19 protein-coding genes are annotated in these 17451 nt (G+C 73.7%); 15 read left to right on the forward strand and 4 right to left on the reverse strand.

Annotated elements, in window-relative coordinates; genetic code table 11:
• The first annotated feature begins 152 nt into the window (after positions 1-152).
• The 12 genes from EDD26_RS08670 to EDD26_RS08725 are packed head-to-tail and all read left to right on the forward strand — an operon-like array spanning position 153 to position 11253.
• Positions 153-1361: a substrate-binding domain-containing protein gene (locus EDD26_RS08670; protein WP_123697353.1), complete on the forward strand. Its 1209-nt coding sequence runs from the start codon at positions 153-155 to the stop codon at positions 1359-1361.
• Positions 1358-2116, forward strand: coding sequence for an ABC transporter ATP-binding protein (locus tag EDD26_RS08675; protein WP_245989821.1), 759 nt, complete (start codon positions 1358-1360; stop codon positions 2114-2116). Before EDD26_RS08670 ends, EDD26_RS08675 begins: the two co-directional genes overlap by 4 nt.
• Positions 2113-2820 (forward strand): ABC transporter ATP-binding protein, encoded by a 708-nt coding sequence (locus tag EDD26_RS08680; protein WP_123697354.1) that lies wholly within the window; start codon positions 2113-2115, stop codon positions 2818-2820. Before EDD26_RS08675 ends, EDD26_RS08680 begins: the two co-directional genes overlap by 4 nt.
• Positions 2817-3695, forward strand: coding sequence for a branched-chain amino acid ABC transporter permease (locus EDD26_RS08685; protein WP_123697355.1), 879 nt, complete (start codon positions 2817-2819; stop codon positions 3693-3695). The genes EDD26_RS08680 and EDD26_RS08685 overlap by 4 nt, the downstream gene beginning before the upstream one ends.
• A 9-nt stretch (positions 3696-3704) precedes the next feature.
• Positions 3705-4835, forward strand: coding sequence for a branched-chain amino acid ABC transporter permease (locus EDD26_RS08690; protein WP_123698507.1), 1131 nt, complete (start codon positions 3705-3707; stop codon positions 4833-4835).
• A 4-nt stretch (positions 4836-4839) separates the two neighbouring features.
• On the forward strand, positions 4840-6393 hold the full coding sequence (locus EDD26_RS08695) for a class I adenylate-forming enzyme family protein (RefSeq protein ID WP_123697356.1): 1554 nt from the start codon (positions 4840-4842) through the stop codon (positions 6391-6393).
• On the forward strand, positions 6390-7109 hold the full coding sequence (locus EDD26_RS08700; RefSeq protein WP_123697357.1) for a TetR/AcrR family transcriptional regulator: 720 nt from the start codon (positions 6390-6392) through the stop codon (positions 7107-7109). The genes EDD26_RS08695 and EDD26_RS08700 overlap by 4 nt, the downstream gene beginning before the upstream one ends.
• Positions 7106-7852, forward strand: coding sequence for a 3-hydroxybutyrate dehydrogenase (locus EDD26_RS08705; protein ID WP_123697358.1), 747 nt, complete (start codon positions 7106-7108; stop codon positions 7850-7852). The genes EDD26_RS08700 and EDD26_RS08705 overlap by 4 nt, the downstream gene beginning before the upstream one ends.
• Positions 7849-8790 carry an alpha/beta fold hydrolase gene (locus EDD26_RS08710; protein WP_123698508.1) on the forward strand — a complete coding sequence of 314 codons (942 nt, stop codon included), beginning with the start codon at positions 7849-7851 and terminating at the stop codon, positions 8788-8790. The genes EDD26_RS08705 and EDD26_RS08710 overlap by 4 nt, the downstream gene beginning before the upstream one ends.
• 3 nt (positions 8791-8793) lie before the next feature.
• Positions 8794-9567: a CoA transferase subunit A gene (locus EDD26_RS08715; protein WP_123697359.1), complete on the forward strand. Its 774-nt coding sequence runs from the start codon at positions 8794-8796 to the stop codon at positions 9565-9567.
• A 1-nt stretch (position 9568) separates the two neighbouring features.
• A complete protein-coding gene (locus EDD26_RS08720; protein ID WP_123697360.1) occupies positions 9569-10198 on the forward strand; it encodes a CoA transferase subunit B in 630 nt (209 codons plus the stop codon).
• Positions 10195-11253 carry an alpha/beta fold hydrolase gene (locus EDD26_RS08725; RefSeq protein ID WP_123697361.1) on the forward strand — a complete coding sequence of 353 codons (1059 nt, stop codon included), beginning with the start codon at positions 10195-10197 and terminating at the stop codon, positions 11251-11253. The genes EDD26_RS08720 and EDD26_RS08725 overlap by 4 nt, the downstream gene beginning before the upstream one ends.
• 121 nt (positions 11254-11374) lie before the next feature.
• On the opposite strand, the gene EDD26_RS08730 is transcribed toward EDD26_RS08725, so the two are convergent.
• A complete protein-coding gene (locus tag EDD26_RS08730; protein WP_123697362.1) occupies positions 11375-12013 on the reverse strand; it encodes an exonuclease domain-containing protein in 639 nt (212 codons plus the stop codon).
• 87 nt (positions 12014-12100) lie between these two features.
• Between EDD26_RS08730 and EDD26_RS08735 the strand changes: the two genes are divergently transcribed.
• On the forward strand, positions 12101-12451 hold the full coding sequence (locus tag EDD26_RS08735) for an SseB family protein (RefSeq protein WP_123697363.1): 351 nt from the start codon (positions 12101-12103) through the stop codon (positions 12449-12451).
• Here EDD26_RS08735 and EDD26_RS08740 read toward each other — a convergent pair.
• On the reverse strand, positions 12448-12906 hold the full coding sequence (locus EDD26_RS08740) for a DUF3515 family protein (RefSeq protein ID WP_123697364.1): 459 nt from the start codon (positions 12904-12906) through the stop codon (positions 12448-12450). The two genes, EDD26_RS08735 and EDD26_RS08740, sit on opposite strands and share 4 nt — an antisense overlap.
• Before the next feature lie 192 nt (positions 12907-13098).
• Here EDD26_RS08740 and thiL point away from each other — a divergent pair, with 192 nt between their 5' ends.
• On the forward strand, positions 13099-14103 hold the full coding sequence (gene thiL, locus EDD26_RS08745; RefSeq protein WP_123697365.1) for a thiamine-phosphate kinase: 1005 nt from the start codon (positions 13099-13101) through the stop codon (positions 14101-14103).
• Here the strand turns inward: thiL and EDD26_RS08750 are convergent.
• Complete coding sequence (locus EDD26_RS08750; protein ID WP_123697366.1) at positions 14088-14570, reverse strand: GNAT family N-acetyltransferase; 483 nt, start codon at positions 14568-14570, stop codon at positions 14088-14090. The two genes, thiL and EDD26_RS08750, sit on opposite strands and share 16 nt — an antisense overlap.
• Positions 14567-15187: a 16S rRNA (guanine(966)-N(2))-methyltransferase RsmD gene (rsmD, locus tag EDD26_RS08755; RefSeq protein WP_123697367.1), complete on the reverse strand. Its 621-nt coding sequence runs from the start codon at positions 15185-15187 to the stop codon at positions 14567-14569. Before rsmD ends, EDD26_RS08750 begins: the two co-directional genes overlap by 4 nt.
• Positions 15188-15258: 71 nt before the next feature.
• Here rsmD and EDD26_RS08760 point away from each other — a divergent pair, with 71 nt between their 5' ends.
• Positions 15259-17445, forward strand: coding sequence for an ATP-dependent DNA helicase RecG (locus EDD26_RS08760; protein WP_245989823.1), 2187 nt, complete (start codon positions 15259-15261; stop codon positions 17443-17445).
• Positions 17446-17451 lie beyond the last annotated feature (6 nt).

Here is a 17451-nt window from a genome sequence, read left to right on the forward strand (position 1 = left end):
GGCGGTTTGACACGCGGCGCGCCTCGTCGCATGCTGGACCTGAAACCTGAACCACCTGTCAGGTTATGGTCACCGTGAAGCCGCACGACGGAGTGCTCGCTCGCCCGCCGAGCATGCGCCAGCTGAGGCTCGCTCTGCTCGAAAGGCAACTCATGCGCAGGACAACGAAGTTCGCCGGCGTGGGCATCGCCCTCGCTGCGCTCGCGCTCACGGCGTGCGCGCCCACCACCGCACCGGCCCCCTCCGCCGGGAGCAGCGACGGCGGCGAGGAGAGCGTCGCCGTCAACGTCGGCATGATCACGTCGATCACCGGCCCGCTCGCCGCCTACGGCGAGAGCTACCAGCAGGGCTTCGAGGCCGGCCTCGACTACGCCACCGAGGGCACCGGCGAGATCGAGGGCATCGACCTCACGATCGAGTGGATCGACGACCAGGGCAACCCCGACACCGCCGTCACGCAGGCCAAGGACGTCATCGGCCAGGGCTTCCAGATCATCGGCGGCTCCGCGGCCTCCGGCGTCTCGCTCGCCGTCGCCGAGCAGGCGGCGCAGAACAACACCCTCTTCCTCTCCGGCCCGGCCGCCGCCGACGCGATCACGGGCGTCAACGACCAGACCTTCCGCTCCGGCAGGCAGACGCTGCAGGACGTCGCGACCGCCGCGACCTTCCTCGACAGCGTCGAGGGCTCGAACATCGTCGTGTTCGCCCAGGACAACGCGTTCGGCCAGGGCAACGTCGCCTCGGTGCAGGCCGTGCTCGGCGGCGAGGGCGCGACCGTCACGCCCATCCTGGTCGCCGAGGACGCCACCGAGTTCACGCCCTTCGCCCAGCAGATCTCGGCGGCCTCACCCGACCTCGTCTTCGTGGCGTGGGCCGGCGCGACGACCGGCGCGATGTGGGAGGCGCTCGCGCAGCAGCAGGTGCTCGAGTCGACGACCGTCGTCACCGGCCTCGCCGACCGCGCGTCGTACCAGGCCTACGGCCCCGGCTCCGCCGACATCCAGTTCCTCAACCACTACTTCCCGGGTGCGACCGACACCGAGCCCGCGCAGGCGATGGACGCGTTCCTCGAGGAGGCTGGCCAGGAGGCCGACCTGTTCACGGTCGACGGCTTCGTGGGCGCGCAGATGCTGGTGCACGCGATCACCGAGGGCCGCGGCGACGTCGACGCGATGATCGCCGCCCTCGAGGGCTGGACCTTCGAGTCGGTCAAGGGCGAGCTCACGATCCGCGCCGAGGACCACGCGCTCATCCAGCCGATGTTCCAGGTGCGGCTCGTCGACGAGGGCGGCACGTGGGCCCCGGAGCTCGTGCAGGCGATCGACGCCGAGATGGTCGCGCCTCCGGTCGCGGGCCAGTGAGGGCCGACCGGCCCGCGCTCGAGCTGGACGCCGTCGGCCTGCAGATCGGCGGTGCGCGGATCCTGCGCGACGTCACGATGCAGGTCGCGACCGGCGAGATGGTGGGGGTCATCGGCCCCAACGGCGCGGGCAAGACCACGCTGTTCAACATCATCTCGGGCGTCGCCGTCCCGACGAGCGGCAGGGTGCTGCTCGGCGGGGACGACGTCACCGGTCAGCGGGTGCACCAGCGGGCGCGGGCCGGTCTCGGCCGCACGTTCCAGACCTCCAGCGTCTTCGCCGGCCTCACGGCGGGCGAGAACGTGCGCCTCGCCGCGCAGGCGAGGATCGGGGGAGCGACGAGCCCCTGGCGGTTCCCGCGCGCCGACGACGAGGCGAGCGGCGTCGCGCTGCGCTGCCTCCGGGAGGTGGGGCTCGACCACCACCTCGGCACCACCGCCGGGGTGCTCTCGCACGGCGACAAGCGCAAGCTCGAGATCGCCATGCTCATCGCCACCGAGCCGCAGGTCGTGCTGCTCGACGAGCCGATGGCGGGCGTCGGCTCCGGCGACGTCGCCGGGCTCGTCGAGGTCATCCGCACGCTGCATCGCTCCGGCCGCACCGTGCTGATGGTCGAGCACCACATGGAGGTGCTGCTCGGCCTCGTCGACCGCGTCGCGGTCATGCACCACGGCGAGCTGCTCGTCATCGACACGCCCAAGGCCGTCATGGCCGACCCGGCCGTGCAGAAGGCCTACCTCGGGGAGTCGGTGTGAGCGCCATCCTGACCGTCCGCGGACTCGACGCCCACATCGGCGGCCAGCAGGTCGTCGAGGACGTCTCGTTCGACGTCGCCGAGCACGGCGTCACCGCGCTGCTCGGCCGGAACGGCGTCGGGAAGTCGTCGACCATCAAGGCGCTCCTCGGCCTCACCGAGCGCACCGGCGAGGTGACGTTCGCCGGGCAGCGCATCGACGGGCTGCTCACGCACCGCATCGTGCAGCGCGGCATCGCCTACGTGCCCGAGGATCGCGAGGTCTTCGGCGGCCTCACGGTCGAGGAGAACCTGCGGCTCGCGGAGCGGGGCGGCGCCCCCAACCGGGCGATCGTCGCCGAGCTCTTCCCCGAGCTCATCGAGCGCGCCAAGCAGCAGGCGGGCACGCTCTCCGGCGGGCAGCAGCAGATGGTCTCGCTCTCGCGCGCGCTCATGAACGAGAACCGGCTGCTGCTCGTCGACGAGCCGACGAAGGGGCTCGCGCCGCTCATCGTCGGCACCGTCACGACGGCGCTCGAGGCCGCCGCGGACCGCACGCCCATGCTGCTCGTCGAGCAGAACCTGCAGGTCGTGCGGGCGCTCGCGCACACCGTCGTCGTGCTCTCGGGCGGCCGCGTGGTGCACACCGGCCCGGCCGCCGAGTTCCTCGACTCCGACCTCGTGCACCGCCACCTCGGCGTCGCGACCGACCAGGAGGCCGCGTGACCACCGTCCTGCTCCTGCTCATCACCGGCGTCGGGCTCGGCGCCCTCTACTTCCTGGTGGCGAGCGGCCTCTCGCTCATCTACGGGCTCATGGGCGTGCTCAACTTCGCCCACGGCTCGTTCCTCACCCTCGCCGGGTTCCTCGGCTGGGAGGTCGGCCGCCGCGTGGGCGACGGCAGCTGGGGCGGCCTGCTCGTCGGCATGCTCGTCGGACTCGTGGTCGGCGCGCTCGTCGCCGCCATCACCGAGCTCGTCTTCATCCGCCCGCTCTACAACCGGCACATCGAGCAGGTGCTCGTCACCGTCGGGCTCGGGCTCGCGTCGGTCGCGCTCTTCGAGGGCATCTGGGGCACCGACCCGATCCAGATCCGGCTGCCGGAGTGGCTCGGCCAGACGACGAACGTGCTCGGCGCGAACATCCCGAACGACCGCTGGCTGCTCATCGGCTCCGCGGCGGTCGTGCTCGCGCTCATCGTGCTGTTCCTGCGGCGCACGAGCTACGGCCTCGTCATCCGCGCGGGCGTCGAGAACCGCACCATGGTGACCGCGCTCGGCATCGACGTGCGCCGCGCGTTCACGATCGTCTTCGCGATCGGCGGCGCCGCCGCGGGGCTCGGGGGCGTGCTCGCCTCGGTGTACTACGGCCAGGTCGGCGCGCACCAGGGCACGTCGCTGCTCATCTACGCCTTCATCGTGACGGTCATCGGCGGGCTCGGCTCGCTCTCGGGCGCCGCGATCGCCTCGGTGCTCGTCGCCGTCATCCAGCAGTTCGCGAACTTCTACCTCGGCGGCACCGGCGACCTCGCGGTCGTGCTCGCGCTCGCCGCGGTGCTGCTCGTCCGACCGACCGGCCTCATGGGCAAGGTCACGCACTAGGGGATGACGATGCACACCTTCCTCGCCTCCGCCCGCCGCGGCCTCGCATCCCGGTGGGGCCGCATCGCGGCCGGCGCCGCCGCCATCGCGGTCGCGGCCATGCTGCCGCTGCTCGCGATCGACATCCCCGGCGTGCTGCCCGGCCCCACCTACACGCCCGGCACGCTCACGGTGCTCGCGTACGCGATGCTCATCGCCGCGCTCGCGCTCAGCTACCACCTGATCTTCGGGGTGGCGGGGATGCTGTCGTTCGGCCACGCGATGTTCTTCGCCGCCGGCGCGTACGGGCTCGGCATCGTCCTGCGGCTGCTCGCGCCCACCGGCATGCCGAGCGAGGCCGTCTTCCTGCTCGCGATCGTCATCACGCTGGTCGTCGCGCTCGTGCTCGGCAACCTCGTCGGTGCGCTCGCGCTGCGGGTGAGCGGCATCTCGTTCGCGATGGTGACCCTCGCGATCGCCCAGGCGATGAACGTGATGATCCGGCGCAACGTCGGCGGGCTCACCGGCGGCGAGGAGGGCGTCACCCTCACGGTCGCCGTCGTGCCCGACTGGCTCGTCGGCGTCATCAACACCCGCAACCTCTACTGGCTCGCACTCGCGATCCTCGTGATCGTCTACCTGGCGTGCGTGTGGGTCGAGCGCTCGCGGCTCGGCCACGTCGTCGCGGCCGCCCGCGAGAACGAGCTGCGCGTGACGGTGCTGGGCCTGCGGCCCTACCTCGTGCGGCTGTTCCTCTTCTCGGCCGCCGCGGTGCTCGCCGCGGTCGCGGGGATGGGCTTCATGCTGCTGCAGTCGAGCGCGACGCCGCGCATCTCGACGAGCGACTTCACCCTCACCCTGCTCGTCATCGTCGTGCTCGGCGGCGTCGGCTACCGCTGGGGCGCGATCGTCGGCGGCATCGTCTACACGCTGCTCGACCAGCGGCTCGCGGCGCTCGCCTCGAGCGACGCGATCGCCGGGCTGCCCGACGTGCTGCGCATCCCGCTCTCCGAGCCGCTGTTCATCCTCGGGATGCTCTTCGTGCTCGTCGTGATGTTCGCGCCCGGCGGCATCGTCGGCATCGCCCACCGCGTCACGCGGCGGCGCGGCGGCCGGCGCGACGCGGAGGAGCCCGCGGTGCTGCAGGACATGGAAGCCTAGGCGCATGGTCGACGACGCTCGCACGGACGGTCCGGGGACGCCGGGCCCGCTCACCCTGGGCCGGTGGACGACCGACCGCGCCGCGATCGAGCCCGCGCGGGCGGCGATCGTCGACCGCGGCGTCGTCGTCTCGTACGGCGAGCTCGAGGCGCGGGCCACCGCGCTCGCGCACGCACTCGGGGAGGCCGGGCACGGCCTGGGCGCCCGGATCGCGACGGTGACGGGCTCGACCGCCGACCAGGTCGTGCTGCTGTTCGCGTGCGCGAAGGCGGGCGCGGTGCTCGTCCCGCTCTCGTGGCGCCTGACCGCCGGCGAGCTCGCCGCGCAGCTGCGGATCGCCGACCCCTCGCTGCTCCTCGTCGAGGACGACCACCGGCCGGTCGCCGACGCCGCGCTCGAGCGGCTCGGCGACGCGGCCTCGACGCGCATCCCGACGACCGCGCTCGGCGCCGCCGGGGCGGAGTCGTCGGTGCCGGATGCGCTCCGCCCGGTCGCCGCCGCCGCGCCCCGGGACGACGACGCCCTGCTGATGCTCTTCACCTCCGGCACCACGAGCGCGCCGAAGGCCGTCGTGCTCAGCCACGCGAACTGCGCGTGGGCCAACCTCTCGCTCTCGCGCGCGACACCGCTCACGCCCGACGACATCGTGCTGCAGGTGCTCCCGCAGCACCACGTCGCCGGCTGGAACGTGCAGCCGCTGCTCGCCTGGTGGGTCGGTGCGTGCGTCGTGCTCGAGCGCACCTTCGACGCCGGACGCGCCCTCGCCCTCATCGAGCGGCACCGCGTCACCGCGACGATGGGCGTGCCCACCACGTTCCGCGCGCTCATCCAGCACCCTGACTTCCAGGCGCGCGACCTGTCGAGCGTGCGCACGGCGGTGGTGGGCGGCGGCATGCTCGACCCGCGGGCCGCCGAGCAGCTGGCCCGCACGGGCATCGTCGTGCGGCAGGGCTACGGCCTCACCGAGGCGGCCCCGAACGTCGCGCTCACGCGGGACGAGAGCGATGCGGGCACCGTCGGGCGCCCCTACCCGCACGTCGACGTCGCGCTGCTCGTCGACGGCCGGGTCGAGCAGGGCGCCGGTACGGGGGAGCTGCTCGTCCGCGGGCCCGCGGTCTTCCAGGGCTACTTCCGCGATCCGGAGGCGACCGCCGCGGCGAGCTTGGGACCGTGGCTGCGCACGGGCGACCTCGTGGCGCGCGACGCGAGCGGCCGCATCCGCATCGTCGACCGGGTGAAGGACATCGTGCGGTCGGGCGGCGAGTCGATCGCGCCGATCGAGGTCGAGCTCGCACTGCTCGAGCACCCGGCCGTGATCGACGCGGCCGTCGCGGGCGTGCCGAGCGAGCGCTGGGGCGAGGAGCTCGTCGCGTGGGTCGTGCTGGCCGAGCCCGCGGACGACGCGGCGCTGCATGCGCACCTCGACGGCAGGCTCGCCGACTTCAAGCACCCCAAGCGCTTCCTGGTCGTCGACGGCATCCCGCGCACGACGAGCGGCAAGCCGCTGCGCCGGGCGCTCATCGCCGCCTTCGAGGCGGCCCGGGCGGAGGCGCGATGAACCAGCCGAGGACGAAGCGCGGCGAGCAGACGAAGGCGAAGCTGCTCGCGGCCGCGGAGGCGGTGTTCGCCGAGCAGGGCTACCAAGCGGCGTCGATCTCGCGCATCACCGAGCGCGCCCGGGTCGCGCAGGGCACCTTCTACCTGTACTTCTCGTCGAAGCTCGACCTGTTCGAGCAGCTCGTCGACGACCTCAACCGGCGCGTGCGCAAGGCCATGAGCGACGGCGCCGCGCGCGGCGCCAACCGCGCCGAGGCGGAGCGCGAGGGCTTCCGCGAGTTCTTCGCCTTCACGGCCGAGCACCCGGCGCTCTACCGCGTCGTGCGGGAGGCGGAGTACGTGTCGCCCGGCGCGATGCGCCGGCACTACGAACGCATCGTCGAGGGCTACCGCGATGGCCTCACGCGGGCCAGGGCGGCGGGCGAGATCGGCGACGTCGACCCGGAGGTCGCGGCGTGGGCACTCATGGGCGTCGGCGAGATGATCGGCATGCGCTACGTGCTCTGGCCGACCGGCGACGACGGCGCCTTCGGCTCGGGCGCGACGCCCGTGCCCGACGACGTCTTCGACGAGATGGTGGCCTTCGTGCAGCGCGCGCTCGGCACCGCCGCATCGACGGCCGCCGCCGCGACCGGCCAAGACCCCACGACCCAGCACAGCACCAGCCAGCACAGCACCACCGAGCGCGCCACGGCGCACGTCAAGGAGGACTCATGAGCACGCTCTCCGGCCGCAGGGCCGTCATCACCGGTGGCGCGGCGGGCATCGGCGCCGCCATCGCGCGCTCGTTCGCGGCCGAGGGCGCCTCCGTCGTCATCGCCGACCGCGACGGCGCGGCGGCCGACGCGCTCGCGCAGGAGCTCGGCGGCGAGTCGTGGGAGGTCGACCTGCTCGACGTCGCGTCGCTCGAGTCGCTGTCGCTCGAGGCCGACATCCTCGTCAACAACGCGGGCATCCAGCGGGTCGCCCCGATCCAGGAGTTCGAGCCCGAGATGTGGCGACGCATCCACACCCTCATGCTCGAGTCGCCGTTCCTGCTCATCCGGGCGGCGCTGCCGGGCATGTACGAGCGCGGGTTCGGGCGCATCATCAACCTCTCGAGCGTCCACGGCATCCGCGCCTCCGCCTTCAAGTCGGCCTATGTCGCCGCGAAGCACGGGCTCGAGGGGCTGTCGAAGGTCACGGCGCTCGAGGGCGGCCCGCACGGGGTGACGTCGAACTGCATCAACCCCGGCTACGTCAAGACGGCGCTCGTCGAGAGCCAGATCGCCGACCAGGCCAAGACGCACGGCATCCCCGAGGATGAGGTGCTGCAGAAGGTCATGCTCACCGAGGCGGCGATCAAGCGCCTCGTCGAGCCCGAGGAGGTCGCGTCGCTCGCCACCTGGCTCGCCGGCCCGCACGCGGGCATGGTGACGGGCACGTCGTACGTCATGGACGGCGGGTGGAGCGCCCGATGAGCGAGCAGCAGGCACAGCACGAGCAGCACGCCGATGCGCGGTCGCTGCGCGTCGCGGTCGACGGCGGCGAGCTCGTCGCGACGCTCTGGCGGCCGGATGCGTCCGGCACGCCCGTCGTCGCCATCCACGGGATCACGGCCAACCACCGCTCCTTCGCGCACGTCGCCGACCGCCTGTCGGCACCGGTGCTGGCGATGGACCTGCGCGGTCGCGGCAGCTCCCGCGCGCTGCCTGGACCGTACGGGCTCGAGCAGCACGCCGAGGACGTCGCCGCGGCGATCGCCGCGGCCGGCTTCGACCGAGCGATCGTCGTCGGCCACTCGATGGGGGCGTACGTCGCCGTGCGGCTCGCCGCCGCGCACCCCGAGCTCGTCGAGGCGCTCGTGCTCATCGACGGCGGCGTGCCGCTGCGGCCCGCGGCCGACGACGTGAGCCCCGAGGACGTGCTGGGGCCCGCCATCGAGCGGCTGCGCCGCACCTTCCCGTCAGCGGAGGCGTACCGCGACTTCTGGCGGCAGCACCCGGCCTTCGGGCCCTACTGGAACGCCGCGATCGAGGAGTACGTCGACTACGACCTCGTCGACGTCGACGGTGCGCTCCGGCCGTCGGCCACGCCCGACGCGGTCATCGCCAACCTGGTCGAGCTCGACGGGCGCGGCGGCTACGCCGAGGCGCTGCAGGCGCTGCGCGTGCCCATGCGGCTGCTGCGCAGCCCGCGCGGCCTCTTCGACGAGACACCCGGCCTCTACGATGACGAGTGGCTCGCGACATGGACGTCGCGGCTGCCCGAGCTCGCGGTGCGCGACGTCGAGCACACGAACCACTACACGATCCTGCTGGGCCGGGGGGCGGATGCCGTGCTCGACGCGGTCTCGCTCGTCGCGACCGGCGCGGGACCCGCTGCCTCCGTGGCTGCGGCGCACAGAGAGGGACGCTGACCGATGGCGATCGACAAGACCTACGGCTCCGCGGCGGAGGCCGTCGCCGACATCCAGGACGGCGCCACGCTCGCCGTCGGGGGCTTCGGCCTCTCGGGCAATCCGATGGCGCTCATCCGGGCGCTCGAGGAGCGCGGCGTGCGAGGCCTCAAGGTGGTCTCGAACAACTGCGGCGTCGACGACTGGGGCCTCGGGCTGCTGCTGCGCGCCGGCCAGATCGACAAGATGACGTCGTCGTACGTGGGCGAGAACAAGGAGTTCGAGCGCCGCTACCTGACTGGCGAGCTCGAGCTCGAGCTCACACCGCAGGGCACGCTCGCCGAGAAGCTGCGCGCCGGCGGGTCCGGCATCGCGGCGTTCTACACGCGCACGGGCGTCGGCACGCAGGTGCAGGAGGGCGGCCTCCCGCAGCGCTACAACGCCGACGGCACGGTCGCGAAGGCATCCGCGCCCAAGCCGACGGCGACGTTCGAGGTCGACGGGGAGCTGCGGGAGTTCGTGCTCGAGGAGGCGATCACGACCGACTTCGCGCTCGTGCACGCGCTCCGCGGCGACCGCCACGGCAACCTCGTCTTCAACAAGGCGGCGCGCCAGTTCTCGCCGCCCGCCGCGATGGCGGGCCGGATCTGCATCGCGCAGGTCGAGGAGCTCGTCGAGCCGGGTGAGATCGACCCGGATGCCGTGCACCTGCCGGGCGTGTTCGTGCACCGCATCGTCGAGGTGGGCACCGACATCGAGAAGCGCATCGAGCGCCGCACGGTTCGAGAGGAGAGCTGAGATGGCACTGACCAGGAACGAGATGGCCGCGCGCGCGGCGCAGGAGCTCGAGGACGGCAACTACGTCAACCTCGGCATCGGCCTGCCGACGCTCGTGCCCAACTACGTGCCCGACGACGTGACCGTCGTGCTGCAGAGCGAGAACGGCATCCTCGGCGTCGGCCCGTACCCGACCGAGGATGCGGTCGACCCCGACCTCATCAACGCCGGCAAGGAGACCGTCACGACGCTGCCGGGCACGTCGTTCTTCGACTCGGCCACGTCGTTCGCGATGATCCGCGGCGGCAAGATCGACGCGGCCATCCTCGGCGCCATGCAGGTGTCGGCCTCCGGCGACATCGCCAACTGGATGATCCCCGGCAAGATGGTGAAGGGTCCCGGCGGCGCGATGGACCTCGTGCACGGCGCCGCGAAGGTCATCGTGCTCATGGAGCACGTGGCGAAGGACGGCTCGGCGAAGATCGTCGACGCGTGCTCGCTGCCGCTCACCGGCAAGGGCGTCGTCGACCGCATCATCACCGACCTCGCCGTGCTCGACGTGACGCCCGAGGGCCTGCGGCTCGTCGAGCTCGCACCGGGCGTCACGCTCGAGGAGCTGCGGGAGCAGACCGAGCCGGAGATCCTCGCGTGAGCACCATCCTCGCGGGCGTCGAGCACGCCTTCGTCGAGACCGACCGGCTCCGGGCATCCGTGCTCCGCGCGCCCGGCACCGATGCCGGCGCGCGCGACGCCACGCCGATCGTGCTCATCCACGGCAACGTGTCGTCGTCGCTCTTCTTCCAGCCGCTCATGCTCGCGCTCCCGCGCCCGAGCGTCGCGATCGACCTGCGCGGCTACGGCGACAGCGAGGCGCTCCCCGTCGACGCGACGCGCGGCCTCCGCGACCTCTCCGACGACGTGGCGTCGGTGCTCGACGCGCTCGGCCTCTCGGGGGTGCACGTCGTCGGCTGGTCGATGGGCGGCGGCGTCGTGCTGCAGCTGCTGCTCGACCGGCCGGAGCTCGTGCGGTCGATCACGCTGCAGGCGCCGGTGCCGCCGCACGGCTTCGGCTCGCGGCTCGACGGCACGCCGTGCACGCCCGACGCCGCCGGCACGGGCGGCCTGGGCGTCAACGCCGACTTCATCGCCCGGCTCGAGGCGGGCGACACGTCGGCGGACGAGCCGACGAGCCCGCGCAGCGTCTTCCGCTCGAGCTACGTCGCGCCCGGCTTCTACGACGGCCGCGAGGACCTCTGGGTCGAGTCGATGCTGTCGACGAGGACCGGACCCGACAACCAGCCGGGCGACGGCGTGGCCTCCGACTCGTGGCCCGGCTTCGCGGCCGGCGGGCGCGGCATCCTCAACGCGATGTCGGTCGCGCACCTCGACCTGACGGGCATCGTCGAGGCGTCCGTGAAGCCCACCATCCTGTGGATCCGCGGCGCGCACGACGCGATCGTCGCGGACGAGTCGTTCTTCGAGTTCAACACGCTCGGCAAGCACGGCATCGTGCCGGGCTGGCCGGGGGAGGAGGCGGCGCCGCCGCAGCCGATGATCGCGCAGACCCGCGCGGTCCTCGACGCGTACGCCGCGAGCGGCGGCGCCTACCGGGAGGTCGTCTTCGAGGGCGCTGGCCACTCGCCGCACCTCGAGGACGAGGCGCGCTTCGCGGAGGAGCTGCTCGCGCACGTCGCGGCGAACGACTGACGCAGGCGCGTCCACGCACCGGTCCGGCTCGCGGACCCGACTCCCGATCGTGGACCCCAGATCGCGGGTCCACCGTCCGGGATCGGGTCCATGAGCGCGGCGGGCCGGTGCTGGGTGGCGGCTACTGCCACCAGGGCCGCTCGCGCTGCGCGTTGCGGCGCGCCGCCTCGAGCTCGCGCAGCTCCTCGTGCCGCTCGCCGATCTCGTGGACGGCCGACATGCAGCGCGCGACGAGGTCGCCGAGCTCGTCGAGCTCGTGGCGCTTCGCCGCACCGATGACGATCGCCGCGCACGCCTCGGCATCGCCGGCGGCGTCGTGGTGGCGGAAGTCGTCGAACCCGGCGGCCAGCGCCGCGACCGGCAGCCGGTACGACTCGAGCGCGAACGTCTTGCGGGCGATCCGCAGCGAGTCGGTCCAGCGCATGTCGGGCACGGGCAGCCGGGCCGCCTTCGCGGCCGCGCGCATGACGCCGCGGTCGAAGCCGGCGTTGTGGGCGACGTAGACGTCGTCGCCGCCGAACTCGAGGATCTGCCGCTGCGTCTCGACCCAGTCGGGGGCGTCGAGCACCTGATGGGCGAAGATCCCGTGGATGCGGGTGTTCCACTCCCAGAACTCGTCGTAGGGCGCCGTGGGGCGGATGAGCGTCGAGAACCGGTCCACCACGAGGCCGTCGCGCACCTTCACGAGGCCGACCGCGCAGGCCGATGCGGCGTTGCCGTTGGCCGTCTCGAAGTCGATCGCGGTGAAGTCGAGGGCCATGCGTCCAGTCTCCCAGAGCGCGCCCACACCACCCGCCGCGGCGCCCGCCGCGAGCACGCCCGTCATCACCTCTGGGAGGATCGCTGCATGGAGAACCCGACGCTCGACGCCCTGCAGACGATCCCCGCCACCGACCACGTCGCCGCCTGGGCGGTCGTGCGCGAGGCGGAGCTCGTGGTGCCGGCGGTCGTCAGCGACCCGCGCGATCCGGCCTCCGGGCGGTTCCTCGTGCTGCCGCACAAGGGGATGCAGCTGGTCGTCGCGTTCACGTCGACGCAGCGCATCGGCGGCTTCGCCACGCGCACGAAGCGGCACCTGAAGGTCACGGGCGCCGAGCTCGCCGCGGCCATCCCGCCGGGCCACGCGATCGTGCTCGACCCCGGCCACGACGACGGGCGCGTGTTCCTGCCCGACGTGCTCGCGGAGGACGCGGCCTAGGTGCAGGCGCCCGTGCGGTCGGTGCGGGCGACGGCGCTCGAGACGCCCTCGAGCGCGGTCACGGCGCTGACGACATCCGTGTCGATGACGACCTCGGTCGCGGGGGAGCGGCCGTAGCTCACGAACGTCCAGATGTTCTCCTCCGCCGCGACCTCGAGCCAGTCGACCTCGCCGATCGTGATGCAGCGGGCGGTGGACGGCGCGGGCTCTGGCATGCCGCAGCGCAGCGTGACGGCGCTCGGGTCGCCGAACGCCGACGCGCCCTGCGCCGTCGTGGTGCGGCGCTCGAGCGGCTGCGGCAGGCTCTCGTCGCCCAGCGCCTCGGGGAGCGAGACGACGAGCGCGGCGCAGCCGGGCGCGGAGGCCTCGTCGGCGGGCGGCAGGATGACGGCGGCAGCGCAGCCGGAGAGCGCGATCACGGCGGCCGCGACCGCGGCGAGGGGGAGGATGCGCACCCCTCGAGACTATCGGCGGGGCCGGCGGCGCGAGCTCGATCGGGCGGAGCGCTGCACCGAGCGCCGGGCGGGGTCCGAGCGCGGCTCTGCCCGATCGAGCGCGCGGGGCGCGCGGCGCATCCGGTTCACGAGGGTGCCAGCAGGACATCCGGCGGCACGCGGCACGGACCGGACGCGGGCTACCGTTGCCCCATGGACGACGCCACGCTGCACGAGGCCGGCGAGCTCGAGGCGCTGCGGCGCTTCCTGCCGCTGCTGCCCGAGGGCGACGCGACCGCGCTCGGCCCGGGCGACGACGCCGCGGTCGTCGCCGCACCCGACGGGCGCTTCGTGGTCACGACCGACACGATGCTCGAGGGCGCCGACTTCCGGCTCGGCTGGTCGCGCTGGCACGACCTCGGCTGGAAGGCCGTCGCGACCAACCTCATCGACGTCGCGGCGATGGGCGCGCGCCCGACCTCGCTCGTCGTCGCGCTCGCGGTGCCGCCGTCGACCCGCATCGCCGCGCTCGAGGAGCTGGCGCGCGGCCTCGCCGACGCGATCGCCGCGATGGCGCCGGGGGTCGGCGTCGTGGGCGGCGACCTCGGCACGGCCCGGCACGCGGTCATCGCGGTGACCGCCTTCGGCGACCTCGAGGGGCGTGCCCCGGTGCTGCGCTCCGGCGCGCGGCCGGGGGATGCGGTCTGGGTCGTCGGCGACCTCGGCCTGGCGGCGACGGGGCTGCGCCACCTCTTCGTCGAAGCGGTCGACGAGGCGGCCGAGCCCGACCGGGACGCCGCCGAGCTGCTGCGCGCGGGTGCGCACGGCGCGTCCATCGCCGCACAGCTCGCCCCCGTCACCCCGATCGGGGCCGGCACGCTGCTCGCCGATCTCGGCGCCACCGCGATGCTCGACGTCTCCGATGGCCTCGCGCTCGACGCCGCCCGCGTCGCGCGCGCCTCCGGCGTGCGGATCGCGCTCGACGGGGCAGCCGTCGCCGCCGCGTCGCCGGACGCGGCGCTGCCCGCAGCGCTGCACGGCGGCGAGGACCACGCGCTGCTCGTCACGCTGCCGGCCGGCGTCGTGCCGCCCGCGGAGCTCGCCGGGCACCCGGTGCGGCGCATCGGCCTGGTCGAGCCCGCGGAAGTGCAGGGCGACGTCACGCTCGACGGGGAGCCGCTCGAGCCGCGCGGCTGGGATCCCTACCGCGCGGGCTGATCCTCGAGCGAGCGCGTCATGAAGGTGCTGTTCGGGTCGGGCAGGTAGCTGCCGAACGGCGGGCACTCGACGAACCCGTGCTTCGCGTAGAGCGCTCGAGCGGGGGCGAAGAACGGCTGGCTGCCGGTCTCGAGCGAGATGCGGCCGACGCCGCGCGCGCGGGCGTCGCCGATCGCGTGGCGCAGCATCGTCGCGCCGATGCCCGCGCCGCGCCGCGCCGGATCCGTGCGCATGCTCTTGAGCTCCTCGTGGCCCGCCTCGACGGGCGCGAGGGCGACCGTGCCGACGACGGCCGCATCCGTCGACCGCGCCGTCCAAACGCGGATGCCCGGCCGCTGGAGGCCGGCGAGGTCGAGCGCATGCTGGCTGGTCGGCGGCGCGGTGGGGGCGAGGTCGTCGAGGTGCGCCTGCAGGAACGCGACGAGGGCCGGGTCGCCGAAGTCGGCGGGCTCGATCGTGACGGTCACGCGTCCGCGTCCGCCTGCCCGGCCTCGGGATGCGCATCCGGCGGCACGACGTCGTTGGCCAGGCCGCTCGTCGTCAGGTAGTGCACCCGCGTGTCGCCGTAGTCCCGGCTCCGCTCGACCTCGAGGTCGCCCGGCAGGCTCAGGGGCTCGGCGCGCTTCGACTGCTCGACGACGACCATCGCGGGGTGCGCGAGCAGCGGCGCGAGGTCCGAGAGCACCGCCGAGATCTCGTGCGCCGGGAGCCGGTAGGGCGGATCCACGAAGACGAGGTCGAACTGCCGGCCGGAGCGCTGCAGGTACTGGTGCACCGCCACCTGCTCCACGAGCGCTCGCACGGCACCGGCCTTCGCGACGATCTCGGCGTTGCGCTGCGCCACGTTCGCCGCGCCGCGCTCGCGCTCGACGAGCACGACCGACTCGGCGCCGCGGCTCGCGGCCTCGAGCCCGAGCGCGCCCGAGCCGCTGAAGAGGTCGAGCACGTGCGCGCCGTCGCACAGGCCGCGAGCGTCGAGCGCGTTGAAGATCGCCTCCCGCACCCGCTCGGAGGTGGGCCGAGTGCCCGGCCCCGGCACATGCAGTCTCGCCCCGCCCGCGAGGCCTCCGACGATCCGCGTCATGCGGCCATCTTGGCAGGTGCGGACCGGCGGATGCGTCCGTGCCCGTCGGCGGCACGGCCTACCCTGGGCGGGTGGCGACGAAGAGGGCGGGCGGGGCGCTGCCCGACGGGTTCGAGCGTCCGCTCGAGCGCGTGCTGCCGAAGGCTGCCGCGACGAAGCTCGAGCGCGCGTTCGGCATGCAGACGCTCGGCGACCTCGTGTGGCACCTGCCGCGGCGCTACGCGAAGCGCGGCGAGCTCACCGAGCTCGCGAGCCTCGTGCCCGGCGAGCACGTCACCGTCGTGGCGAAGGTGCGCTCGGTCGAGAACCGCGACCTGCAGCGCGACGCGAAGGGCCGGCCGCGCACGCTCACGAGCATCACGATCACCGACGGCACGAGCGAGCTCGACCTCGCGTTCTTCAACCAGTCGTGGCGCAAGGACGACCTCCACCAGGGCGTGACCGCCCTGTTCTCGGGCACCGTCGGCGTCTACAAGGGCAAGCGCCAGCTCGCGCACCCCGACTACGAGCTCTTCGACGAGGCGGAGGGCATCGACGCCGAGGAGTGGGCCAACCAGCCGGTGCCGATCTACCCGGCCACCGCCACGCTCGCCACGACCAAGATCCAGGCGCTCGTGGCACAGGGCCTCGACGCGCTCGGCGACGTGCCCGACCCGGTGCCCGATGCCGTGCGGCGGGCGCAGAAGCTCATGCCGGTCGCCGACGCGCTGCGCCTCGCGCACCAGCCGAAGGTCGAGCAGGACGCCTATCGCGCGCGGCACACGCTCGCGTGGCACGAGGCGTTCCTGCTGCAGACCTACCTGCTCGCGACCCGCGACTGGTTCGACACGCTGCCGACCGCGCCGAGGCATCCGGGTCGGCTGCTCGAGCGCTTCGACGCGAGCCTGCCGTGGCGGCTCACCGACGACCAGCGGGCCACCGGCGACGAGATCCTCGCCGACCTCGCGAGCGGCACGGCGATGCACCGGCTCGTGCAGGGCGAGGTCGGCTCGGGCAAGACCGTCGTCGCGACGCGGGCGATGCTCGTCGTCGCCGAGTCTGGCGGCCAGTCGGCGCTGCTCGCGCCCACCGAGGTGCTCGCGGTGCAGCACCTGCGCTCGATCACCCGGGCGCTCGGGCCCGACCTCGCCGCCGAGCTGCAGCCGACGCTCCTCACCGGGCAGATGCCGGCCTCCGAGCGCAAGCGCGCGCTGCTGCGCATCGCCGCCGGCTCTGCCCGCATCGTCGTCGGCACGCACGCGCTGCTGAGCGAGCGCACGAGCTTCGCCGAGCTGGGGCTCGTCGTCATCGACGAGCAGCACCGCTTCGGCGTCGCGCAGCGCGAGTCGCTGCGCGCCAAGGGCGTCCACCCGCACACCCTCGTGCTCACGGCCACGCCCATCCCGCGCACGATCGCGATGACGGCGTTCGGCGACCTCGACGTCTCGACGATCCGCTCGCTGCCCGCCGGGCGCAGCCCCATCAAGACCTTCGTCGTCGACCCGGCCGAGCAGCCGCAGCTCTTCGGGCGCATCTGGGAGCGGATGCGCGAGGAGCTCGCGGCCGGGCGGCAGGCGTTCGTCGTCTGCCCGGCGATCGCGCCCGGCAAGCTCGAGGGCATCGACCGCGACGAGGAGGCGCCGGAGGACGGCCGCCCGCAGCCGCCGGTCGACGACGTCACCACCACCCTCGAGCGCCTGCGCCAGGTGCCCGCGCTCGTCGGCCGGCAGATCGCGCCGCTCACCGGTGCCGACACGACCGAGCAGAAGGATGCGGTGATGCGCGCGTTCCGGGCGCGCGAGATCGACGTGCTCGTCGCGACCACCGTGATCGAGGTGGGCGTCGACGTGCCGAACGCGACGATGATGGTGGTGCTCTCGGCCGACCGCTTCGGCGTCTCGCAGCTGCACCAGCTGCGCGGACGCATCGGCCGCGGCGAGCACGCGGGCCTCTGCATGCTCGTGAGTGCGACCGATCCGCTCTCACCAGCACGCGAGCGGCTCGACGCCGTCGCGTCGACCCTCGACGGCTTCGCGCTCGCCGAGGTCGACCTCGAGCAGCGGGGCGAGGGCGACGTGCTCGGCGCCGCGCAGTCGGGCGGCCGGAGCGGGCTGCGGGTGCTGCGGGTGGCGCGCGACGTGTCGATCATCGAGGCGGCGCGCGACGCCGCCCGCGCCGTGCTCGACGACGACGCGACGCTCGCCGAGCATCCGGCGCTGCGCCTCGCGGTGCACGCGCGGCTGGACCCGGATGCGCGGGCGGCGCTCGTGACGGCGTGACGGCGC

The sequence above is a fragment of the Agrococcus jenensis genome (assembly GCF_003752465.1).
In the GTDB taxonomy this organism is placed as follows: domain Bacteria; phylum Actinomycetota; class Actinomycetes; order Actinomycetales; family Microbacteriaceae; genus Agrococcus; species Agrococcus jenensis.